A 21,375-nucleotide genomic window follows, 5' to 3' on the forward strand; every position below is an offset into this window, starting at 1 on the left:
TATGTCAGTCTTGGCCGGCATTCAAACATCCATCGAGTATTTCAAACACACCTACCCAGAGGAAGAAGTGTGCCTCGCGCTTTATGATTCCGAGAAACTGATTGCCTATTTACCTGGGAAAACGATCGATTTCAAGCTTTCCATCGGCTCTCCGTTGTCCGGCATCGCAGGTACGGTCACGGAACAATCCTTTCGCGCGGGACGTTCAATGCGCGATGAACGCGGCCCTGAAGCATTCGGATTTTCCTATATCGCATCGGCCACACCGATCTATGAAGAACAGCGAATTGTAGGTGTGCTGACCGCAATCGTCTCCAACGAGAGAGTGGACTCGCTGCGTCAATCAGCGGAGGATTTATCTGCAGTAGCGGAGGAGGTATACGCTACATCGGAACAAATGACGAAAGGGACTGACAAAATCACGACATTGCTGCAAGAGCTCTCGGAAAAATCAAGCCAGATGACAACAGATATCACCAACATGAATCGACTTCTCGAGATCGTGCACGAAATGGCGGCACAGTCGCATTTGCTCGGGTTGAATGCGGCGATCGAAGCAGCGCGAGCAGGCGAGAATGGACGCGGCTTCGCGATTGTAGCGCAAGAAATCCGCAAAATGGCTGCTCAATCGAAAAAATCGGCGAGCGATATCGCCGTGCAGCTGCAGCACTTTCTTCAAGACATCAAGACGATGGATCGATCCATACAAGAGATTGCCGCTTATGCAGAGCAGCATTTGTCTGGTATGCAGGAGTTAAATGCATCGTTTGAGCAAGTGTCCAGCACAGCTTTTCGGTTGCACGAGGGGGCATCGGTGAGCCGGAAGCAGTAGTTTTGTTGCTTTTCAAAAAACCGCTGGTCGGTATTGCGTTATGTGAAACAATCATTTCTTTTCGACACCGAACGATCGCCAGTGTGTATTTATCAAAACTTCATAATTTGGCAGTAAATCAAAGGGGGAAAACAGAGCGAAATCGGTTACAATAGAAGAAATACTCTCTACAACGAAGGAAGAATGACCAGTGTCTGAACTGAAAAACTTATTTTCGCGATGGATTGCGACCAGACAACTACTGCGAATTGAGGTGGTTCGGGAAAAAGCGGAGCGCCAGTCATTTGCTGGCCGTCTTCTGCAGTATTCAGAAGAAAACGAGCTCTTGCTGATCTATCATGACGACGAAAAACAAATCTACAATTTCAAGCTGAATGAAATCGATAGTATACAACCAGCAGGAAAAGGCACCGATTGAAAAGCTTCGTTACATTAATGAAGCTTTTTTATTTTTCATTCCTACGGTATGATTGAATGGAAGAAAAGGGAGTTGCTTCCAAGAAGATGGATGATTTTAAAAACATAGGTTATTTGTCTATCGGCACACCGCGTCAGCGAGAGGCCTTCACGGTCATGAAAAAGCTTGGGATCATGGAGACGCTGCAAGCGTTTGATCCGATTTTGGTAGGGACGATCCCGCTGGATATTGATATCGGGTCGAGCGATCTGGATATCGTCTGCTGTACCACAGAGATGGACCGGTTTTCTCAGACGGTTTTTCGCGCGTATAGGCAGCTTGGCGCGTATGCCGAAAGCCGCACGATTGTGCGCGGAATCGAAACTGCGGTGATCCAGTTTCAATGTGACGGCTTCTTGTTCGAGCTGTTCGCGCAGCCTGTACCGAGTGATCGGCAAAACGGGTATCGGCATATGGTGATTGAGGCCCGGATGCTTGCAGCCGGTGGAGAGCGCATGCGCGATGAGATCAGGAGGCTGAAACGCGCGGGGATGAAGACCGAACCTGCTTTTATGCATTATTTGCAATTGGCTTGTGATGATCCGTATGAAAGATTGCTTGCATTTGAAATGGTGTGCGATGAAGAGCTTTCGCGCATGCTCGCTCGTTGACGGGGGTGGTTGGGTGGAATACCAGTGCAGACATGTCGGCGATCAAGCGATGGATGTGGTGTTTGAGCAAGTCATATGCGAGCGCATCAATCAACTGGTGAACCGATTGCGCAAAAGCTTGGAGCGGCGCCAGATCAAGGGCGTTATCGAAATGTTGCCGTCATACGCGGTACTGACGATCTATTATGATCCAGCGCTGCTCGCTTACGAGCGACTTGTTGCCGCAATTGAAGCATCGTACCGAGACTTGCGGCATGAGCCAGCAAATGTGCGCAAAATGTGGCTCCCGGCACTCTATGGGGGCAGTGGCGGCCCCGATTTGGCTGATGTGGCACGGCTCGCTGGATTGACCATCGATGAGGTGATCAGGCTGCATGCGGGTGCGGTCTACCGGGTTTACATGCTAGGCTTTGCTCCCGGCTTCCCGTATCTGGGCGGATTGCCGGATTCGCTGGAAACGCCAAGGCTGGCAACTCCGAGAGCAATGGTGCGAAGCGGTTCGGTCGGGATCGCGGGCTCGCAAACCGGCATCTATTCGCTTGATACGCCAGGTGGTTGGCGCATTATCGCGCATATGCCTGTTCCGCTTTTTCAACCAGAAAAGGAACAGCCCTTTTTGCTCGCTGCCTCCGATCTAGTGCAGTTCGTACCGGTAGAAATGGTGGAATATTTCGATATTTGCCGCGAGATTGAGCGCGGAATCTATCAGGTAAAGGAGGAAATCACATGCCCATCGATTTGAACTGTGACATGGGAGAGGGCTATGGCCGTTATCATGTTGGAAACGACGAAGGGATCATGCCCTACATCAGCTCGGCCAATATCGCCTGCGGGTTTCATGCTGGCGACCCGCAGGTGATGCGCCGGACGGTACAATTGGCCAAGCTGCACGGCGTAGCCATCGGAGCCCATCCGGGTTTGCCTGATTTGGCTGGCTTCGGCAGGCGGGAGATGGAGCTATCTGCAGACCAGCTGTATGCGGACACCGTTTATCAAATCGGGGCGTTGAACGGGTTTTGCTTGGCGGAAAACGTCCGAATGTCGCATGTCAAGCCGCACGGAGCTCTATACCATATGGTGAATCGAGACCGCGAGCTGGCATGTGCGCTGGTGGAGGCGGTGATCGCAATCGACCGCGAGCTGGTCATCTATACATTGCCGCAAGGGGAGCTCGTGCAAGCGGCGCAAGCAGCGAATCTGCGGGTCGCGCGGGAATTTTTCGCTGATCGCGCCTATCAGGCGGACGGCACGCTCGTCGCACGCACGCATCCGCAAGCCATGATCAAGGATGCGGCCAGTGCGGCAGCGCGCGTTGTGAACATGCTCGCCGGGCAGCGAGTAGTGACGGTGACCGGCGAGGAGATTGACATGCAGGCTGAGACGGTCTGCATTCATGGTGATGAGCGGCAGGCCGTCCTATTTGCGCGCAGTATCCGCACCGAGTTGGAGCGGTTGGGAGTCGTGGTGAGTGCGTGTGAACGAACGTGATGGCCAGATTGAAGTCGTGAAGCCTGGGACGCTGACTACAGTTCAGGATTTGGGGCGGTACGGCTATCAGCAATACGGCGTACCGGTGAGCGGTGCCGCCGATTCGATTGCGCTGCGCGTCGCGAATCTTTTGGTTGGTAATCCGGAATCGGCTGCCGGGCTGGAGCTGACGCTGACAGGTCCAATCCTGCGGTTTGCTGCAGACAGCTTGATTTGCTTGACAGGCGGGACCGTCGGCGCGACGCTCGACGGCAACCCGATCGATATGTACAAAAGCATCATTGCACAAGCGGGCTCGACGCTTCGCGTGGGTCCGATCGTGCGTGGATGCCGCGCCTATCTCGCTGTGCACGGCGGAGTCGACGTCCCGCACATCATGGGAAGCTGTTCCACTTACCTGAAAGGCAAGATCGGCGGTTTTCAGGGAAGGGCGCTTAGCGCAGGTGATCGCCTCGCAATTGGCTCGGGCCGAAACGGTGGTGAGACGCACGCCAAAGTGTTGAAGCAGATGGCCAACCGCCGCCTGCATCCGTCGAGAATACCGGATTACCCCATGAAAAAGCAGGTGCATGTCATCTTGGGACCGCATATCGATGCATTTACGGAAGAAAGCGCTAAGCGATTTTGGGCAGAGAGCTATGCTGTGACGACTCAGGCTGATCGGATGGGCTTGCGCTGCCACGGCGAGCCACTCAGCCATAAAAGCGGTGCAGATGTAATCAGCGGAGCTGTTCCCGTTGGTGCTGTGCAGATTCCGGCAGACGGTCAGCCGATCATTTTGCTTTGCGATCGGCAGCCGACAGGCGGTTATACGCGGATCGGGACGGTCATCACCGCTGATTTGCCGCTCGTCGCGCAGGCGAGACCGCAGGATATGCTGCACTTTCAACCGGCTTCGCTGCAAGAGGCACACCGGCGTTTGGCAGAGAGCGAAAGGTGGTTGAGACAGCTGCGCCTCGCATGCTTGGCAGGAAGGAGGGAGTGTTTATGAACGAGCCGTGGAGCAAAGAGAAAAAATGGTTCTTGTCGGAAGTAGAGGGATTGCTGGGGATGATCCCTTTTCCCATGCTGGTCGTATCGGTTGAGGGAAAGGTTCTTCATGTGAACAGCGCGGCTGAATACGTCTGGAACTGCCCGCAAATTACGCTGTTTCAGCAATCGCTTGGCCAACTGGTCGATTCTGCCCTCTTGCTGGAAACCGTGCGAAAAGGCAAGCCGGTTCGGGATTTGGCGGTGACGATCGTCGACCAGTCGGGCAAAAGGCTGTCCTATCTGTGCAAGGTGCACCCTTTGTATGTGGAGCGCGTAGCCGAGGGAGCGATCCTACAATTCGCCAAGCCTCCCGCAGAACAGGAACGCGAGCAAAAACGGCGAAATGCCACCCGCTACAGTTTTGATGACATTCGCGGGTCAAGTCCTGCGCTCCTTGCCTTGAAGGAACAGGGGCGCAAAGTGGCCGGCAACGACTCAACCGTGCTGATCCGCGGCGAAAGCGGGACCGGCAAGGAGGTGCTGGCCCAAGCAATCCATTCTTCGAGCGAAAGGGCTGGCGGTCCCTTTATCGCGATCAACTGCGCGGCGATACCGGAATCACTCTTGGAAAGCGAATTGTTTGGCTACGAGGAAGGGGCATTCACTGGCGCGAAAAAAGGCGGCAAGCAAGGCAAGTTCGAGCTGGCGAATGAAGGCACGCTTTTTTTGGACGAGATTGGCGATATGCCGCCGTTTTTGCAGGTCAAGCTGCTGCGCGTCTTGCAGGAGCGGCGCGTAGAGCGGATCGGCGGCGCTGTGAGCATTCCGGTAAACGTCCGCGTCATCGCCGCCACACACAAAGACATTACAGAAATGATGATGACCGGGCAGTTTCGTGAGGATCTGTTTTTCCGACTGAACGTCATTCCGCTGTACGTGCCTCCGCTGCGTGAGCGGAAGGAAGATTTGTATGAGCTGATTTTGCATTACATGAAGAAATTCGGCGAGAGGTTTCAAAAGCCGCCGAAGCGGCTTTCCACTGAAGCGTTCCAATGCCTGCAGCGCTATCGGTGGCCCGGCAACATCCGGGAGCTGGAAAACATCGTCGAATATATTGTAAGTTTGGAAACGGGCGATTTAGTCACCGTCAACAGTTTGCCGGGATCGGTTCGCGAACGGCTGCAGGAAGCGGTAGAGCAGCCCGAATTGCCGCAGCAGACAGAAGGGCGTATGCCGGGGATCGATACGCAGATGCCGTTGGAAAAAACGGAAGAACTGTTGATCATGCACGCCTTGCAACGCTTCGGCCAAACGACGGAAGGGAAGAAAAGGGCGGCGGAATCACTCGGGATCAGTGTTGCGACCTTATACCGCCGTTTACATAAGCTGCAGCGGCAGCAAAAATTCTCGAAATGAGAAAGCTCGCGAAAATTTGATTGAATACGCGAAAAACTGCGAAATGATTAACTTATCATCTCTCTCATCTTGAAGTAAGTTACTCGCAGAGGCCAAAACCTCTCTTTTTTTTTGCGAAACATGCTTACGAATGATTGGCACAATTATTGAAAAAGAAAAGAAAGAAGGAGGTGCGTCGCGTGAGAATGTGGATTCATGAGCGGGACGTGCTGGCTATCGCCCAAGGTGCGGAGTATTTGGGCTCTGGAGGTGGAGGCATTTCGCCGATTTTGCAAGGTTTGACCGCCAGAGCTGTCGCCGAATATGGTCCGGTTCCACTTGTGCCGGCATTTGAACTGAACGATCAGGATTGGATTGTTCCGGTATCCTTCATCGGCTCCCCGCTGATGTTTAATGAAAAATTCATGACCGGCTTCGAGGTGGTTGAGGCGCTCCGCGAGCTGGAGCGTGTTCGCGGGATTCAGGCAGCCGGTTTGACAACGCTGGAAATCGGCGGCTTGAATGCGTTGACCCCGATATTTACCGCCGCTATGACCAGGCTGCCCGTCATCGACTGCGATGGCATGGGGCGTGCATTTCCCCAGCTACAAATGACGAGCTTCCACGCGTTCGACATACCGGCAAGCCCATTTGTATTTTGCAGCGACCGAGGGCAGTGCAATTTGCTGGAGAATGCGACCAGTTGGCAAATCGAAGAGGCGCTGCGTGCTAACGTGCTGATGATGGGCGGTTGGGCGGTTTGTTCCGGTTATTCCATGCAAGCGAGACGGTTGAAGGAGAGCGCGTTTCTTCAATCGTACTCCGTATGTCTGGGGCTTGGCGAAGCGGTGATTGCCTCTGGCGGAGATATCCACCGTTTTTTTGCGAGCATGGAACAGACCTTTCAATCCTCGCTTTACGGCAAACCGGTAAAAATTATCGAGGGAAAAGTCGTGGACCTGCAGCGTGAGATACGCGACGGGTTGCTGAGCGGTCAGTTGATCGTGCAGGGGACAGGCAGCCACATTGCCGAGCAGGTGGAGGTTTCGTTTTTGACGGAATTCACACAGGTGAAGCGTGGCGGGAAGACATTGGTCACAGTACCGGACCTCATCTGCATCCTTGATGCCGACACAGCAGAGCCGATCATGATCGAGGATTTGGAAAATCACTACAAAGTTTGGGTCATCGCGATTCCGTGCCCGTACTTGATGAGGCATCCGAAAATGCTGGAAGTGGTGGGACCCGCAAGCTTCGGCATCGCCAGCGACTACGTACCGGTCGATCAGCGGTGGCAGCAGGGCGAGGTGATGAAATGATGTACCGATTAGGCATCAGCATCGATAAAAACTGGGCTTCCTGCGTGCTGGTCGATGCAGGAAATCAGATCGTCGCGACTGCGGATGGTTCAGGAAACATTGGCGTCACGGATACGATTGTCACGCTGCTCAGGAGGCTGTTTGCGGATAAGGAGATCACGCTGCAGGAGATCAGCCATGTGATGATCGCGACAAATTGCGCCTTGTCCCGTCTGCAGGACAGCGAGCAGCTGTCACGTGTAGCAGTCATTCGGTTGGGACAGGCATCCGACAGCCTCCCGCCGCTGTGGGGAGCTGACGAGACGCTGCGCCAAGAGCTCGGTCTCTGGTGCGGGCGATTGAAGGGCGGACATGAGATCGACGGGACGCCGTCGTTTGGCGGAGGGCCGTCCATTGCAGACACCGAGCGGTTATTGGATAGCATTCAGCTAGAGCAGTATCGCTCCTTTGCCGTCACTGGCATTTTTTCTCCGGTCAACAAAGAGCAGGAGATTCGCATTGGCTCGTGGCTGCATCAGCTAGCAGGGGAGCATACCAATGTCACCTTCTCATACGAGCTGGGCGGGATTGGCTTTATGGAGCGGGAGAACGCGGCGATTTTAAACGCTGCGCTGTCTTTGCGCATGCGCGCGGATTTTGAAGGGATGCGGGAGCGGATTCGCTGCTTCGGCTTACAGGCGCCGCTGTTTTTTGTCCAAAATGACGGAACCCTGCTCCCGTTCGATGCTGCACTGCGCCAACCGTTGCGCCTGTATTATTCGGATTTTTCCGGAAGCTTGCTTGGCGGACTGCACGCTTGCGGGCGGAAGGACGCGATCGTTATCGATGTGGCGAGTCATGAGATAAGGATCGGAATGCTGGAGAACGGGTTTCCAAAAGAGCGCAGGCAAGGCCAGCGGACCGCAGGCGTCCGCTTGAATCTGCAAATTCCCGATGTGGTCACCATCGCGTGGAGGCGCGGCGAATCGGTCGGCAGCAGGCTAATCGAGCTTGTTTTTCACGCGATCCAGCGGTTTCAGCCTCATTACGACCGCTTACCGCTCATTTTCGTAGGGGAACGAAGCCAGCAGCTTGTATCGAGCTTCACCTATCCGTGGGCAGAAGTATTTGTCCCGGGCATGTATCGAACGGTCCGAGCGGCAGGTGCATGTATCGCGCCGGTCGGCGGAACGGTGGACCGGATGTATTGGCTTGAGGAGATGAGCGAGGAGCAGGCGTTGGCAAGCGCGCAAGAGGAAGCGGTGTCAGTGGCAATTGAGGCGGGAGCGGAACCGGAAAGCGTCCAGGTGCTGTCTGTGCAAAACATTCCGCTGGCCTATGTGCCAAGCAAAGCCGTGCGGATCAAAGCCAAGGCGATCGGCAGGCTCCCACAAGCAGGCAGTCCTATCGGCGTTTAGCTTCCCTGAACCTTTTCGTTTTTTTCGATCACCGCGTGGCAGCATGTGGCCTGCCAGCAGTTCGGGGGAGTTGATCGATCCCCTCCAAAGTCCTAGACAATCTCTGGAAATCAAATGGGAACCATGACGCCGGACACTATCACGCCTTAAAGGATGTGACTATAATGGAAAAAAATGAAAAGGTAAGGGAGCTATTCGAGATGCTGTACCAACGCAAAGAAGGGTTTCGCTATCGGTTTCCCACCCCGCACGATGCGATGCTGACGATTGAGCAGGGAGAGCGCCCCATTGGGCAAAAAGATCAGGTCAAGCTGCTCGATATCAGCTTGGGGGGAGCCAAATTATCCGCGCCAGGCCTTAACATCCGGTATGAGCAGGAGCCCAAGCATGTGTCACTCTCTTTTTTGCTCAATGACAAGTCGTTTACCATTCGCGGCATGATGATATGGAAGCAGCTTTACCTAGGCGAATATCGCTATGGCATAAGGTTTGAGGCGGAGCGGTACTCGCAATCGGAATTATTGAACGAACTAAAAAAATGCGCAAAAAAAGAGGCTTCTTGCTGAAGCAGCAGGAATAATTCGCCAATTGTCGAATCTAATCGAACGAGGACAGCATGGAGGAGGAGAACAATATGGGGGGTTCCGTTCGGGCCAAGATGTTTGGCGGGTTTATTCTCGTCTTGCTGCTGCTTATTATCGTTGGCGTAGCAGGCATCATTCAAATGAACGGATTAGGCAAAAAAATCGATGAGGCGAGCAAAGTCTGGGTTCCAAAGGTCACCTTGCTAGGTTCATTAAACACGCAATTATCTGACATCGAGAGACAACTTTTGCAAGTGATGAGCGAACCGATTCCTAGCGAGGTAGAGCGGCTGGAGGAGAATTTGACTAAGTCCATCGAAGACTTCACGAAAGCGGAACAAAGCTATGTGCCGATGATTTCGTCTGCGCAAGAGAAAAAGAGTTTTGGCGATTTCGAAAACACGTGGGCATCGCTTCAGAAAAAGATTCCTGTCATCGTTCAGGCGAAGCGGGACGGAAAGCAATACGAGCAATTCGTATTTTTCCGGGATGCGCACACGGATTATTTGATCGCGAGCGGACTGATCAGCGATTTGGTGGAACGCAACAAAAAGGACGTCAACAATGACGCGGCGGAAGCGGCAATCGCTACAGTCAATGGACTGATACTCATTATGATCGTTTGCGTTGTAGCGATTCTCATCGGCCTCGCGATCGCTTTCGTTATTTCCAGAATGATTAGCCTACCGCTTTCGATGATCGCACGCCAGGTAAAACAAGTGACAGACGGCGATTTGCAAGTGGAGCCGCTGCCGACCAAGCTGAAGGATGAAGTGGGCGACCTGATCCGCAACTTTAACCAGATGACGGCCAATTTGCGGACGGTGATCGGACAAGTCTCGATGAACTCGCATCAGGTAGCCGCCACTTCGGAAGAGCTGGCCGCGATCGCGGAGCAGACGGTCCATTCGTCCATGCAGATCGCCAGCTCCATCCAGGAAGTCGCTGCAGGATCGGAAAAGCAGATCGTTGCCGTCGAGCAATCGACAAAAGCGGCTGAACAGATTAAAGAAGGCATGGACGATATTGCCCAAAGCATGGAGCAGGCGACCCAGTCTTCCCAAACGGCTGCCGACAAAGCGACGGCGGGGAACCGCATGGTCGTCCGCGTCGTGGAGCAGATCAACCAGATTGACCAGAAAGTGTCAGGCTCAGCAGAAATCGTCTCCCTGCTGGGGACGAAATCGCATGAAATCGGCAGCATCGTTTCGATGATCACCGATATTGCGAGCCAGACAAACTTGCTTGCGCTCAATGCAGCGATCGAGGCGGCGCGCGCTGGCGAGCAGGGCCGAGGGTTCGCGGTAGTAGCCGACGAGGTCCGAAAGCTGGCCGAGCAGTCGGGTTCTGCGGCAGGGCAAATCAGCCAGCTGATCAGCGAGATTCAGGCAGAGACCGAAAAGGCGGTCGCTTCCATGCAAGAGGGTACTATCGCGGTCAGCGAAGGGAAACATCTTGCGCAAGAGGCCGGTGAGGCGTTCCAGGAGATTTTGTCCGCAGTCGATCAGGTACTTGAGCAGGTGAAGGACGTGTCCGCTGTCGTCGCGCAGGTAGAGGGCGGAGCCGACTCGATGGTCGATTCGATTCAGCATATCGCAGAAGTGACCTCGACCGCCCAGCAAAGTGCGGAGGAAGTCGTTGCGGCAACGCAGCAGCAGAGCGCTTCCATGCAGGAGGTCGCAGCTTCGACCGACAATTTGGCGAAAATGTCAGAGCAGCTGCAGCAGACGGTCGGCAATTTCCGTCTATAATGCATCACCACATGCCCCTAAGCGTAAAAGCTTGGGGGTTTCTTTATGCGAAAATTTCTTGCCACATACTGGACAGCGATTTCATGGTAAGATGAGGGAAGTTGGTTTATGGGGGTTGGAACATGCGTTATGTCAGCATTGAGCAGGTGGAACCAGGAGACGTATTATACCGCAGCATCTATACCAGTGATGGTTTGACACTGCTGCAGGCCGATATGCAGCTGACGGTCGGCATGATCAACAAGCTGCGCCGATTCGGCGTTACCATGTTGTACATAAAAGATCCGTTAATGGACGATGTCAAGATGGAGGACGTGCTATCGGAATCCACGCGCAAGGAAGCCATCTCCAATTTGTCCACGGCTATGCAGTGCGTTCAGACGGGAAAGTCGATCGACTTGCGCGGCATACAGAAAACATCGACGAACATCATTGATGAATTGCTGAAAAACAGGAAGGTTCTCGTCAACCTTACCGATATCAGGACAAATGATAACCATTTGTTCATTCATTCGCTCAACGTGTGCATGATGGCGACTGTGATGGGGATTAGTTTGGGATACAATATGAATCAGCTGAAGGAACTGGCGATGGGCGCACTTCTGCACGACATCGGCAAAGTAAGCAAAGATGATGAAGACGCGGCGAATGGCGAGCTGGGCGAACAGCATCACTCGTGGGTAGGGTTTAATTTGCTGCGCCGCAAGTACGAAATGAGCATCGTGTCGGCACATGTCGCGCTCCAGCACCATGAATGGGTGAATGGTAAAGGCGAGCCGCGCGGGATGGTCGGTGCCGATATCCATGACTTTGCCAAAATCGTAGCGATTGCGAACTACTATGACAATCTGATCTCCCCGTTTTCCACAGAGGAAGAAACGCTTCACCCGTATGAAGCGTGCGAAAAAATTACGGCGCTGGCCAACTTCCGTTTCGATCATGAGATGGTGATCCGGTTTTTGCGCTCGGTGGCGACGTATTCGACAGGCTCTTCGATCAAATTGAGCACGGGCGAGGTAGGAGTAGTGATCGATCAAAACCGAGGGCTCCCGACTCGCCCGGTCGTACGTGTGATTAAACGGGACAAGCCGGCAAGTAAGCGGATGGATGAGGACCACGAAGTGGTCGATATCGATCTCAGTGCGGAGACAACGATCTTCATTACGGGCGTTTTGACATAAGATTGTGACAAAATCGAGTCATGCCGAAGCAAGCGCTGACATAGAATGACGCTTCCCCTCGTATGTATAGAGAAACGAGGCGGGGAGGCGAGTGACAATGCTGCTGTTTCTTTATGCGACATTTGCTTTTTTACTATTTGTTGGTTTTTTTGCTTACAAGGTGTATCGGTTTACGGTGGAGGATACGACTGCACATGACATGAATTTTGTCTGGGTGGACTTCCCCATTACACGAAAAGATATCCGTATCAAGTAGTTTTCAAGTAACTGCGTCTAGCAGTGCAAAAAAAAAAGCCTAGCTGGATCAGCTAGGTGAAAAAAACGAACGTCTATCTGATATATCGGCATAATAAAAATATTTTTTACGTTTCCTTAAAAGTTTATACTTCATACATGGGCTGCTTCCGCACGGGGGCGGCTTTTTTAACTTTGCAAACGAAGTAGCGACCGGCGAAATGGTAGAGCTTTCCTTTACAGGAATGCGACGAACGATTTACATCGCTTTCACATGCGATTAATAATCGTTCGATACAATCAAATCAACAAGTAGATAACGTAAGGTTGGAGCCGAGGAGAAACCTTGCAATAGGAGCTGTACCCCGTGACATATGTCAAAAGGGGGGCGGATGCCTATGCGAGGTTTCTCCTTTTTGTATCGAGAGGGGCATAGCGGATGATCAGTCAAGCGGAGTTTTATGAAAAGCTGACGAGTAAGCGAAAAATCGCTTCGGTAAAGGAAGCGAAAAATTTGGAAAAAGCATTGCAGGCAGATGTGAGCGCAGCTGTTCTTTCGATTGGGAATATCGGCATGATCCAGCGCTACGTCGACTTGTTTAAAAATCATCGGCTTCCTGTCTTTTTACATGTTGAACGCATCGGGGGCTTGGCGCAGGATCGTGAGGGCATCGCTTTTTTGGCACATATCGTCAAGCCGGACGGAATCGTCACGACCCGCAACAGTTTGATCAAGCTAGCAAAGCGGGAAGGTCTTTTGACCATTCAGCGGCTGTTTCTTGTGGATAGCGATGCGATTCGGTCTGGAATGAGCTCGGTACAGGAGACGCAGCCTGACGCCATCGAGCTGATGCCTGCGCTTTTGACCGATTCCATCGAGCGCTGCCGCCAAGAAGTGAATGTGCCGATTATTGCGGGCGGATTGCTCAAAAATCGGGAGCAGATGCTGGCCGCATTGGCGGCGGGCGCATCGGCCGTATCGATGGGAAGCCGTGAGCTGTGGAAGGAGAAAGTCGAACATGAACAACTATGATTGCCTGCTTTTTGATCTGGATGGCACCTTGCTCGACAGCAGGGAAATCGTGATTACAGCCGTGCATGCAACGGCGGAGCAATTTATTCCTGGGGTGTATTCCAAAGAGGCGGTGCTCGCTCGATTCGGCGAGTCGTTTACCGATTTTTTGGCCGAGTGGGATTCCATGCTTCAAGGCAGGTATGAACGCGATGATGTGTACCAAGCCTACCTGGCTCAGGCAAAAGAGCTAGAGGAAAAGTCGGTTCCGCTGTTTGCAGGCGTGAAGGAAAGCTTGTCCCGACTTGTGGAGCAAGGCTATCGCGTCGGTCTTGTCACCAACAAGCAGCGCGAAATCACGCTCGTGAATTTGGAAGCGGCCGGAATTGGCGGACTGTTTGAAATCGTCGTGACGTTGGATGACGTTGGAAACGGGAAGCCGAGCCCGGAGCCGCTGGAAAAGGCGATGGCGTATTTCGGCGTATCGCCAGCACGAACGTTGATGGTGGGAGACAGCATCTACGATTTGGAGGCGGCGCGCGCAGCACGTGCGGCATGCGCGATTTTGGAATGGTATGGCCCGGGAGAACTCGGCGAGCGATCCCCTGATTATCGATTTGCTAGCCTCGACCAATTGCTCGAGAGTTTGACCCAAGCCCAAGCGGAGGAGAAAGGAAGGGTAGCGCATGGCACAAGTGTTGTTGAAGCAGGTGGAAAAAACGTATGACAAGCAGGCGGTAGTGAAAGAATTGCAGCTTACGATACCAGACGGTTCATTCACGGTTTTGCTCGGGCCATCCGGCTGCGGCAAATCGACGACCCTGCGCATGATTGCCGGATTGGAGAGTGCCACCAAAGGAGAGATCTGGATTGGCAATACGCGTGTCAATGAGCTTCCGCCTGGCAAGCGCGACATCGCCATGGTGTTCCAAAACTATGCGCTGTACCCGACGATGAGCGTCTACAACAACATTGCGTTTGGTCTGAGGAACCGCGGGGTTTCCCGCACGGAAACGAAAAAGCTGGTTTACGAAATTGCCGAGATTGTCCAGCTGACGCCCTATTTGGACCGTAAGCCGAGCCAGCTGTCCGGCGGGCAGCGGCAGCGTGTGGCATTGGCGCGGGCGATGGTGAAGAAGCCGCAGGTGTTCCTGATGGATGAGCCGCTTTCCAACCTGGATGCGAAGCTGCGCAACCAGATGCGCACCGAGCTGACGGACTTGCACAAGCAGTTGGGCACGACCTTCATTTATGTGACACATGACCAAGTGGAAGCGATGACGATGGGCGACCAGATTGTGGTGATGAACAACGGGCAAATCCAGCAGGTCGCATCACCTCTTGACATGTATCGTGATCCGGCCAATCTGTTCGTCGCCCAATTTATTGGCTCGCCGCCGATGAACATTCTTTTTGCAGACGATGAGAAGCCGTTCGTGATGGGATTCAGGCCGGAAAAAGCAGTGATCAAAAGCGGGGGTTCCCAAGCGAGGGCGGCGTTGGCCGGACAGCTGCAAGACTACCATATGCGAGGCGAGATTGCATCCCGTGAGATTCTCGGCTCGGAAACGCTCTATCATATCACCACCCCGCAAGGACGGGTCACAGTCAAAACAACGTCCGATCAGCTGCATGAGATCGGCAAGGCAGTCTCCTTAACGATTTCGAAGGCTGATTTGCATTTCTTTGAAAAACGGACGACCGCTCGGATTAATGGCGATCATTCCGGCATTTTGGACAGTTTGCAAACGGGGGTGCTGGTGTAGATGGTCTGGGCGAAGGTTCGGCCCTATGCGTACATAGCGCCTGCACTCATCAGTTTCGCCGTGTTCTTGTTTTACCCGATCCTATCCATCATCTATCTCAGCTTTCATGACTGGACGCTGTTGAATCTGGAAGAGATGGACTGGGTTGGGCTGCAAAACTATGCGGATTTGTTCGCCGAACGCGATTTCCAAGAAGTGCTGTGGAATACCACGTTGTACACACTCGTTACGGTCGTCCTCGGATTGGGGCTGTCCTTTTTGCTGGCACTGTGGCTCAACCGCAAGGCGAAAATTTACGGCATCATGCAGGCGATGGTGTTCAGTCCCCATATCATTTCGCTCGTCTCCGTCTCCATGCTCTGGGTATGGCTGATGGACCCGCAGTTCGGGTTTCTCAACGCGCTGTTGGAGTGGCTCGGCTTGCCGGGGTACACATGGCTCACCGATCCTAAGAGCTCGCTTGCTTCCTTGATGCTCGTCAATATATGGAAAGGCTTGGGCTACAACACGCTCGTCTTCATCGCCGGGCTGCAGAGCATCCCAAAAGACATTTACGAGGCGGCAGCACTGGATCGCTTTTCGCCGTGGAAAAAGATTTGGCACATCGTCATCCCGATGCTGTCGCCGACGCTCTTTTTCCTCTTGATCATCAACACGATCTCGTCGTTCCAAGCGTTTGACACCGTCGCCATCATGACAGGAGGTGGGCCGGTTAACAGCACCAACATGCTGGTCTACTACATTTATCAACAAGGGATGGATTTTTATAACGGAGGCTTGGCATCCGCCGCGTCGGTAGTCTTGCTGATCATCGTCGGCGTGCTGACGGCTGCTCATTTCTTGTTCATGGCAAAACGCGTGCATTATCGCTAAGGAAAACGATCAAAAAAGGAGGAAATGCGTGTGAGTCGCATCGCACTGCGGGCGTTTAAAACCGTGGAGTGGATCGGTCTGGTGATCGTCGGTCTGGTGTTCGTCTTCCCGTTTTTATGGATGGCCTCGACCGCATTCAAAACAATGCCGGAGGTGCATCAATTTCCGCCCAATCTGCTCCCTACTTCTTGGCAATGGGTGAATTTCGCGGATGCCTGGAATTCTGGTCCGTTTCTCACCTACATCATCAACAGCATGATCGTCGCATTTGGCATTTTGGCGCTGCAATTTTTGATCGGCGTGCCAGCCGCTTACGCCTTTGCACGTTATCAGTTCCCCGGGCGTAATCTGTTGTTCGCCTTGACGCTAATCGTGCTGATGGTTCCGAGCCAAGTCGTCTTTTTGCCAATCTACATCGAGCTAAGCAATTGGGGGCTGGTGAATACGCTGTGGGCGTTGATATTGCCATCCGCTGCCAGCGCATTCGGAATATTTCTACTCCGCCAAGCATTCATGCAGGTGCCTGACGAGGTGATTGAGGCAGCTCGGCTTGACGATGCCTCCGAGTGGAAAATCATGTGGACGATCATGGTACCGATGGCCAAACCGGTCTTGGTGACGTTTGGGCTCTTCAGCTTCATCTACCACTGGAATGACTATTTCTGGCCGCTGATTATGACCAACAGCGACGAGGTGCGAACGCTGCCGATCGGAATTTCCAATCTACATATGTCGGACGGCGGCACCTTGTGGAATGTGATGATGGCGGGCAACTTGATTTTGGTTTTGCCGATTCTCATCGTGTTTTTTCTGGCACAGCGCCAAATCATTCAGGCGTTTGTCTACCAATCCAAATAAAAGAGTGGAGGAATCAAGAATGAAAATGGCAAAAAAAGCAGGGACGCTCGCATGTGTGCTGGCAGTAGGATTGACGACCTTGATGACGGGGTGTGCGACCAAAGGAGCCGAGCAGCAGGCTCAGCCACAATCATCGGGCAATAGCTCGACGCAAACCAGTGCGCAGCCTGCAAGCACGGAGCCGGTCAAGCTGGATTTCTGGTATGCGGTTGGCGGAGCAAAAGGGAAAAAAATCGAGGAGATGGTGAAAAAATTCAATGAAAGCCATCCTGGCATCGTGGTAAAGGCGGCGTACCAAGGCTCCTATGCCGAAAACCATTCCAAGGTGCTCGCGGCGGTTGCGGCAGGCAATCAGCCTGATATTACAATGGTAGAGATCGCTTCGATCGGCGCTTTTGCCGACGCCAAAGTGTTGACTGACCTCGGACCTTATTCCCAGGGTGAGGAGAGCAAATATATCGACGGACTGATGAAAAATTCCTACTGGAAAGACAAATTGTACGCCGTTCCGTTCAATCGTTCCACGCCAATCATGTATGTGAACCAGGACATGCTGAAAGCCGCAGGCCTCAACCCAGAAGGCCCGAAAAGCTGGGATGAGCTGAAGTCCTTCTCCAGCGCGCTGGCTAAAAAAGAGGGCGGCAAAAACGTCCGTTACGGCTTCTCCACACCGGTCGACATCTGGTTCTATGAAGCGAGCGTCTTCGAAAGCGGCGGTACGATTTTGAGCGAGGATGGAAAGCAAGTGACCCTCGACAATGAAGCGGGCAAAGCGCCGATCGCGCTCTGGTCGAAAATGGTGAAAGACGGCAGTATGAAAAACCCGCCGGGTGAAGGCTACGATTCATGGGATGTGGCGGAGCAAGATTTCCTTAACCAAAAAGTCGGCTTGATCTATTCCACGACGGGGTCGCTCGGCGAGCTGGGCAAAAATGCAAAATTTAAAATGGGAACAGCGTTCTTGCCAGCTAACAAAAACTTCGGTGTGCCGACTGGCGGTGCAAATTTGGTGATTTTGGCCAAATCGACGGATGAGGAGAAAAAAGCTTCGTGGGAATTCCTCAAATGGATGACCGATACGCCGCAAACGGTTGACTGGTCGATCGCTTCCGGTTATATGCCAGTTACGAAAGAAGCGGTTGACTCGTCGGAAATGAAAGCCTTCTACGATAAAAATCCGAACTTCAAAGTAGCGGTTGACCAACTTCAATACGGCTATGCCCGTCCGATGGTGCCTGGCTATAAAGAGCTGCAGGACGTGATCCAAAAAGAAGTGCAGCGCGCGATGCTTGGCCAATCCACACCGGATGAAGCGATGAAAGCCATTACGGAAAAAGGCGAAAAGCTGCTGAAAAAATAAGCACGACTCCGGATGGAGAGAGAGGAGAGGCGACTTATGCATGTATGTATGGCCCATCGCGGCTGGTCAGGAAAGGCGCCGGAAAACACGATGGCAGCAATTCAACTGGCATTGGGTGAACCGGGTGTTCAGGCGATTGAAATCGATGTGCAGGTCACCAAAGATGGCGAGCTCGTGCTGATGCATGATTTCACCCTCGAGCGGACGACAAACGGCGCAGGCCCGGTCAAGGCGCACACGCTTGCGCAAATCCAGTCGCTTGATGCGGGCAGCTGGTTTGGCCCTGCGTTCACAGGAGAACGTGTGCCGACCCTTGAAGAAGTGCTGATGGCCGTACGCGGCAGATGCATGTTGAACATCGAATTGAAAACTGCTGGCGACCTTTATCCCGACCTGGCGCAAAAAGTGGTCGAGCTGGTCACGCGCCACGAAATGCAGGCAGAGGTGATCATCACGTCCTTTGATCATGAGGTGATCAAACGGGTGCATGAGCTTGATCCGTCGTTCACCACCGGGCTGATCATTTATGGCAAACCGACACTGCTTACCGAACAGCTGCGGGAGACGGGCGCGACCGTGATCTCTATCGCTTATCCGTATGTGACGGCGCCGTTTGTGCGCGATATGCACGAACAAGGCTATCAGGTGCTGGCGTGGACGGTGGACGACGAGCAAAGTATCGAGACCGTGCTGGCGTACCATCCTGATATCCATGTTTGCACCAACCATCCTGATCGTATGATTGGCTTGCTGCCGGCTTAAGGGACAGGCGTAAACAATCATGAGTAAGCAAAAAGCCTTGCTGGCGCGATAACAAGCGCACGAGCAAGGCTTTTTCTTCGTGGAAAAGCCGCTCCATAGCTTCTCGCTGTGAAACGGCAGATTAACCCGATCGTTACCGCACGCCGGGTGGCAGTGCCGGACGAGTGTAGTTGAGCGGCTCGTCGAAGGTAATGTAGTCCAGGTTGACTGTTAAGAGCAGGTAGCGTCTTCCGGTGGCAGGGTCGCTGATGATGATGTGATCGCGGCCAGCTGCTTCCACAACGCCTTTAAAAATTTTGGCATTCCACTGGCTGTTGTTTTCGTACGTCATGTACAGCGTTGCGACTTTGCCCAAATTCATGCGCAAAATGTTCTCGACATACGATTCCTCGATGAAAGGCGCAGGCTGGGTGCCCGGAGCTCCAGGTATGAATGAACCGCTTGGATTTTGTGGCATAGTTTGGAATGGCGGGGAAGTCTGAGCATACAGTTGATTCGGATCATAAGGCTGATATGGATAACTGACGAATTGCGTGCTTGAGCTTGATTTACTCTTCGACATGAAACTCTCTCCCTTGAAGAAATGGTTTTCTTTATGCGGCTTTGGCTCTACCAAGTTGCGGGGGCATGCTTTTTTCTTCAGAACACCCGCGGGCAGTCTGCCCGAGTCGGTACAAAGAAACAGTGAGCTTTGTAGCGCCCTGAATTGCGCTGATCCCACCAGGTATCAGGGCAAGCCCCTGTCGGTCGGTAAAACCATAGGGCATTGGTTGCCGGATGAGTCCACTCGCCATTGATGGTACGCCGCGCCAGACGTTTTTCCCTTTCGCGAGCCCGCTGATAAAAATACGGCTTCGTCACAGATTCGTAGCCACCGGGTGATTGGTAGACCATCTGTCGCATCGTGCGGATATTTTTGAAATCCAAGCAGTTGGCGAGAATCCGGTTGACACCGACATTGCCCACCATCAGCTGGCCCAGCTCCTCTTCACCCTCTGCTTCAGCCCGCAACAGCCTTGCCAAGAGATCAACAACTGACGAGTTCACCTTGATTACGGCCATGATCTCACCCCCTGTATCCGCAATACCTTATCAATATATTGGGGTGTCAAAAATAGGTGAATGACCGAGGGCAAAAGAACAGCCCAAAAGACGTCGCTTTTGGGCTGAGAGGTTTATTTTGATAAAAATTTTTGCTTTCGTTTGCTAAGGATGTACCAGCCTGCTGCCAAAATTACCGCAACGCCGAGCAGGGATACCTCCAAATAATTGTCCAAGAGCACCTTGGCCTGTTTTCCGTAAAAGTGAAACAATGTGCCGATCAAGAAAAACTTTGAGCCCCGACCCAGAATGGAGTAGAACATCAAGCGCGTCAGCGAAAAATTGAAGACGCCGCTCAAAATGGTGAAAACCTTGAAGGGAATCGGCGTAAACGAGCCGATGATCACAGCCGCGTCGCCATTTTTTTCAAACATCTCCATCGCTTTGTTGGCCCATTTGGCCGGAACCAATTTATGCATCAGCGGTTTTCCCAGCCATTTTCCAAGCATGTATCCGATCGGCGCACCAAGCACAGAGCCGGTAAACGCAACGGTCGCGATCCGCAGCGAAGCTTCCGGTTCGATGAGGCTCATCGCGATTTGCAGGAAAAAAGGTGGAACGGGCAGAACAATCGCATCGAGAAATGACAAAGCGAACAAACCGGCTAGGCCGTATTGCATAAATAATTGGACGATTGAATCGAACATGGATTTCTCCTTTTTCTTTTCCTTCTTACGGCTATTATACAGGTTTTGTCCAATCATTAGAACGTTTGCATTGACGCTCACCAGCTGTCTCATCTACTATTTAGAATAGATGCAACTTTTTGGGAGGGCGCAATGAAGGATATCGGATCGGGACAACTCATATTTTACGCACCAGATGGGGTAAAAGTTACACTTAAAGGAGAGATTTTGATCCGCGGCGAACGCGTCACGGTCACGGAAATCATCTATTTCAACGGAAAGCCAAACGGCGCCCGCGAAATCAACATGCCACTAGCGCAATGCATTATCAATTGGGAGCCGGAAATTTTCGAATCGATTGGCTTTGAATCATAAAAAGTAAGAAAAAAACCTGTCTGCGGACAGGTTTTATATTTTAATATATTTTTTTTCCATTATTGAACCAGCAGCGAAGGGATTTTGGCAAGAAAGTGGAGCGAAAGCTTTGACAAGGCCAGCCAGGCTTGGGCGAAAAAATGAAAACTCTTTTGCGCCACATCTACATCCTGGGATGCTCCCGCCGCGTAGCGTGTGGCATTTGGGGCGCAGTTTTCATTTTTTCGCTCAAGCCGTTCACCCCGACCCCCAGCAGGCATTGTCATGTCTTTCGTGTAACTTTCTTGCCAAAATCCCCTCCCCTCCACCAAAGCTAACCGCCGACCTCACATCAAAGGTAAAAAATCAACCTCCGAAAATGCAACAATTTAGTTAACTTACTAAAATGACTTACACTTCAACCGCCGGATTTCCATAGCTA

24 protein-coding genes are annotated in these 21,375 nt (G+C 52.7%); 21 read left to right on the forward strand and 3 right to left on the reverse strand.

The window, feature by feature from the left end:
• Window position 1: 1 nt before the first annotated feature.
• The 20 genes from EDM56_RS07145 to EDM56_RS07235 all read left to right on the forward strand — a co-directional run bounded on the left by EDM56_RS07145 (window position 2) and on the right by EDM56_RS07235 (window position 18,852).
• Window positions 2-832, forward strand: coding sequence for a methyl-accepting chemotaxis protein (locus EDM56_RS07145; RefSeq protein ID WP_122917212.1), 831 nt, complete (start codon window positions 2-4; stop codon window positions 830-832).
• Window positions 833-1,022: 190 nt separating this feature from the next.
• Entirely contained in the window at window positions 1,023-1,250 is a 228-nt protein-coding gene (locus tag EDM56_RS07150; RefSeq protein WP_122917213.1) for a hypothetical protein, read from the forward strand.
• A gap of 86 nt (window positions 1,251-1,336) precedes the next feature.
• A complete protein-coding gene (locus tag EDM56_RS07155) occupies window positions 1,337-1,900 on the forward strand; it encodes a DUF4269 domain-containing protein (RefSeq protein WP_183192331.1) in 564 nt (187 codons plus the stop codon).
• 13 nt (window positions 1,901-1,913) lie between these two features.
• On the forward strand, window positions 1,914-2,642 hold the full coding sequence (gene pxpB, locus EDM56_RS07160; RefSeq protein WP_183192332.1) for a 5-oxoprolinase subunit PxpB: 729 nt from the start codon (window positions 1,914-1,916) through the stop codon (window positions 2,640-2,642).
• Window positions 2,627-3,388: a LamB/YcsF family protein gene (locus EDM56_RS07165; RefSeq protein WP_122917216.1), complete on the forward strand. Its 762-nt coding sequence runs from the start codon at window positions 2,627-2,629 to the stop codon at window positions 3,386-3,388. Before pxpB ends, EDM56_RS07165 begins: the two co-directional genes overlap by 16 nt.
• Window positions 3,369-4,379, forward strand: a complete 1,011-nt coding sequence (locus tag EDM56_RS07170) for a 5-oxoprolinase subunit C family protein (protein ID WP_122917217.1) — start codon at window positions 3,369-3,371, stop codon at window positions 4,377-4,379. The genes EDM56_RS07165 and EDM56_RS07170 overlap by 20 nt, the downstream gene beginning before the upstream one ends.
• Window positions 4,376-5,776: a sigma-54 interaction domain-containing protein gene (locus tag EDM56_RS07175; protein WP_122917218.1), complete on the forward strand. Its 1,401-nt coding sequence runs from the start codon at window positions 4,376-4,378 to the stop codon at window positions 5,774-5,776. Before EDM56_RS07170 ends, EDM56_RS07175 begins: the two co-directional genes overlap by 4 nt.
• 185 nt (window positions 5,777-5,961) lie before the next feature.
• On the forward strand, window positions 5,962-7,074 hold the full coding sequence (locus EDM56_RS07180) for an S-methyl thiohydantoin desulfurase family protein (RefSeq protein ID WP_122917219.1): 1,113 nt from the start codon (window positions 5,962-5,964) through the stop codon (window positions 7,072-7,074).
• Window positions 7,071-8,471, forward strand: coding sequence for a hydantoinase/oxoprolinase family protein (locus EDM56_RS07185; protein WP_122917220.1), 1,401 nt, complete (start codon window positions 7,071-7,073; stop codon window positions 8,469-8,471). Before EDM56_RS07180 ends, EDM56_RS07185 begins: the two co-directional genes overlap by 4 nt.
• Before the next feature lie 164 nt (window positions 8,472-8,635).
• Window positions 8,636-9,037 (forward strand): PilZ domain-containing protein, encoded by a 402-nt coding sequence (locus EDM56_RS07190; RefSeq protein ID WP_122917221.1) that lies wholly within the window; start codon window positions 8,636-8,638, stop codon window positions 9,035-9,037.
• A gap of 68 nt (window positions 9,038-9,105) precedes the next feature.
• Window positions 9,106-10,806: a HAMP domain-containing methyl-accepting chemotaxis protein gene (locus EDM56_RS07195; protein WP_183192334.1), complete on the forward strand. Its 1,701-nt coding sequence runs from the start codon at window positions 9,106-9,108 to the stop codon at window positions 10,804-10,806.
• Between the two features lie 122 nt (window positions 10,807-10,928).
• Window positions 10,929-11,987: an HD-GYP domain-containing protein gene (locus EDM56_RS07200; RefSeq protein WP_122917223.1), complete on the forward strand. Its 1,059-nt coding sequence runs from the start codon at window positions 10,929-10,931 to the stop codon at window positions 11,985-11,987.
• 97 nt (window positions 11,988-12,084) lie between these two features.
• Window positions 12,085-12,243, forward strand: coding sequence for a hypothetical protein (locus tag EDM56_RS31410; RefSeq protein WP_183192335.1), 159 nt, complete (start codon window positions 12,085-12,087; stop codon window positions 12,241-12,243).
• Window positions 12,244-12,660: 417 nt separating this feature from the next.
• Window positions 12,661-13,254, forward strand: a complete 594-nt coding sequence (locus EDM56_RS07205) for a glycerol-3-phosphate responsive antiterminator (protein WP_425456286.1) — start codon at window positions 12,661-12,663, stop codon at window positions 13,252-13,254.
• Window positions 13,241-13,960: an HAD family hydrolase gene (locus EDM56_RS07210; protein ID WP_122917224.1), complete on the forward strand. Its 720-nt coding sequence runs from the start codon at window positions 13,241-13,243 to the stop codon at window positions 13,958-13,960. The genes EDM56_RS07205 and EDM56_RS07210 overlap by 14 nt, the downstream gene beginning before the upstream one ends.
• Window positions 13,920-14,999, forward strand: coding sequence for an ABC transporter ATP-binding protein (locus EDM56_RS07215; protein WP_122917225.1), 1,080 nt, complete (start codon window positions 13,920-13,922; stop codon window positions 14,997-14,999). Before EDM56_RS07210 ends, EDM56_RS07215 begins: the two co-directional genes overlap by 41 nt.
• The gene (locus tag EDM56_RS07220; RefSeq protein ID WP_122917226.1) at window positions 15,000-15,872 is read left to right on the forward strand and encodes a carbohydrate ABC transporter permease; all 873 of its coding nucleotides are present in this window, start codon (window positions 15,000-15,002) and stop codon (window positions 15,870-15,872) included.
• Between the two features lie 39 nt (window positions 15,873-15,911).
• On the forward strand, window positions 15,912-16,730 hold the full coding sequence (locus EDM56_RS07225; protein WP_425456289.1) for a carbohydrate ABC transporter permease: 819 nt from the start codon (window positions 15,912-15,914) through the stop codon (window positions 16,728-16,730).
• A gap of 19 nt (window positions 16,731-16,749) precedes the next feature.
• Window positions 16,750-18,090 (forward strand): ABC transporter substrate-binding protein, encoded by a 1,341-nt coding sequence (locus EDM56_RS07230; RefSeq protein WP_122917228.1) that lies wholly within the window; start codon window positions 16,750-16,752, stop codon window positions 18,088-18,090.
• 36 nt (window positions 18,091-18,126) lie between these two features.
• Window positions 18,127-18,852 carry a glycerophosphodiester phosphodiesterase gene (locus EDM56_RS07235; protein ID WP_122917229.1) on the forward strand — a complete coding sequence of 242 codons (726 nt, stop codon included), beginning with the start codon at window positions 18,127-18,129 and terminating at the stop codon, window positions 18,850-18,852.
• A 133-nt stretch (window positions 18,853-18,985) separates the two neighbouring features.
• Here the strand turns inward: EDM56_RS07235 and gerQ are convergent, their stop codons facing one another.
• The 3 genes from gerQ to EDM56_RS07250 all read right to left on the reverse strand — a co-directional run bounded on the left by gerQ (window position 18,986) and on the right by EDM56_RS07250 (window position 20,600).
• Window positions 18,986-19,414 carry a spore coat protein GerQ gene (gene gerQ / locus EDM56_RS07240; protein WP_122917230.1) on the reverse strand — a complete coding sequence of 143 codons (429 nt, stop codon included), beginning with the start codon at window positions 19,412-19,414 and terminating at the stop codon, window positions 18,986-18,988.
• A gap of 77 nt (window positions 19,415-19,491) precedes the next feature.
• Window positions 19,492-19,914 (reverse strand): cell wall hydrolase, encoded by a 423-nt coding sequence (locus EDM56_RS07245; protein WP_122917231.1) that lies wholly within the window; start codon window positions 19,912-19,914, stop codon window positions 19,492-19,494.
• A 113-nt stretch (window positions 19,915-20,027) separates the two neighbouring features.
• Window positions 20,028-20,600, reverse strand: a complete 573-nt coding sequence (locus EDM56_RS07250) for a YqaA family protein (RefSeq protein ID WP_122917232.1) — start codon at window positions 20,598-20,600, stop codon at window positions 20,028-20,030.
• A gap of 132 nt (window positions 20,601-20,732) precedes the next feature.
• Here EDM56_RS07250 and EDM56_RS07255 point away from each other — a divergent pair, with 132 nt between their 5' ends.
• Window positions 20,733-20,954, forward strand: coding sequence for a hypothetical protein (locus EDM56_RS07255; protein WP_122917233.1), 222 nt, complete (start codon window positions 20,733-20,735; stop codon window positions 20,952-20,954).
• Window positions 20,955-21,375 lie beyond the last annotated feature (421 nt).

The organism is Brevibacillus fluminis (assembly GCF_003710825.1).
GTDB classification, from domain to species: Bacteria; Bacillota; Bacilli; order Brevibacillales; family Brevibacillaceae; genus Brevibacillus_D; species Brevibacillus_D fluminis.

Bases quoted from the DNA above. Each gene is read 5' to 3' on its own strand.
- gerQ (WP_122917230.1), bottom strand. From the start codon at position 19,414: ATGTCGAAGAGTAAATCAAGCTCAAGCACGCAATTCGTCAGTTATCCA.
- EDM56_RS31410 (WP_183192335.1), top strand. From the start codon at position 12,085: ATGCTGCTGTTTCTTTATGCGACATTTGCTTTTTTACTATTTGTTGGT.
- EDM56_RS07205 (WP_425456286.1), top strand. From the start codon at position 12,661: ATGATCAGTCAAGCGGAGTTTTATGAAAAGCTGACGAGTAAGCGAAAA.
- EDM56_RS07185 (WP_122917220.1), top strand. From the start codon at position 7,071: ATGATGTACCGATTAGGCATCAGCATCGATAAAAACTGGGCTTCCTGC.
- EDM56_RS07145 (WP_122917212.1), top strand. From the start codon at position 2: ATGTCAGTCTTGGCCGGCATTCAAACATCCATCGAGTATTTCAAACAC.
- EDM56_RS07175 (WP_122917218.1), top strand. From the start codon at position 4,376: ATGAACGAGCCGTGGAGCAAAGAGAAAAAATGGTTCTTGTCGGAAGTA.
- EDM56_RS07230 (WP_122917228.1), top strand. From the start codon at position 16,750: ATGAAAATGGCAAAAAAAGCAGGGACGCTCGCATGTGTGCTGGCAGTA.
- EDM56_RS07190 (WP_122917221.1), top strand. From the start codon at position 8,636: ATGGAAAAAAATGAAAAGGTAAGGGAGCTATTCGAGATGCTGTACCAA.
- EDM56_RS07250 (WP_122917232.1), bottom strand. From the start codon at position 20,600: ATGTTCGATTCAATCGTCCAATTATTTATGCAATACGGCCTAGCCGGT.
- EDM56_RS07155 (WP_183192331.1), top strand. From the start codon at position 1,337: ATGGATGATTTTAAAAACATAGGTTATTTGTCTATCGGCACACCGCGT.
- EDM56_RS07235 (WP_122917229.1), top strand. From the start codon at position 18,127: ATGCATGTATGTATGGCCCATCGCGGCTGGTCAGGAAAGGCGCCGGAA.
- EDM56_RS07220 (WP_122917226.1), top strand. From the start codon at position 15,000: ATGGTCTGGGCGAAGGTTCGGCCCTATGCGTACATAGCGCCTGCACTC.
- EDM56_RS07255 (WP_122917233.1), top strand. From the start codon at position 20,733: ATGAAGGATATCGGATCGGGACAACTCATATTTTACGCACCAGATGGG.
- EDM56_RS07195 (WP_183192334.1), top strand. From the start codon at position 9,106: ATGGGGGGTTCCGTTCGGGCCAAGATGTTTGGCGGGTTTATTCTCGTC.
- EDM56_RS07245 (WP_122917231.1), bottom strand. From the start codon at position 19,914: ATGGCCGTAATCAAGGTGAACTCGTCAGTTGTTGATCTCTTGGCAAGG.
- EDM56_RS07215 (WP_122917225.1), top strand. From the start codon at position 13,920: ATGGCACAAGTGTTGTTGAAGCAGGTGGAAAAAACGTATGACAAGCAG.
- EDM56_RS07165 (WP_122917216.1), top strand. From the start codon at position 2,627: ATGCCCATCGATTTGAACTGTGACATGGGAGAGGGCTATGGCCGTTAT.
- EDM56_RS07200 (WP_122917223.1), top strand. From the start codon at position 10,929: ATGCGTTATGTCAGCATTGAGCAGGTGGAACCAGGAGACGTATTATAC.
- EDM56_RS07180 (WP_122917219.1), top strand. From the start codon at position 5,962: ATGTGGATTCATGAGCGGGACGTGCTGGCTATCGCCCAAGGTGCGGAG.
- EDM56_RS07210 (WP_122917224.1), top strand. From the start codon at position 13,241: ATGAACAACTATGATTGCCTGCTTTTTGATCTGGATGGCACCTTGCTC.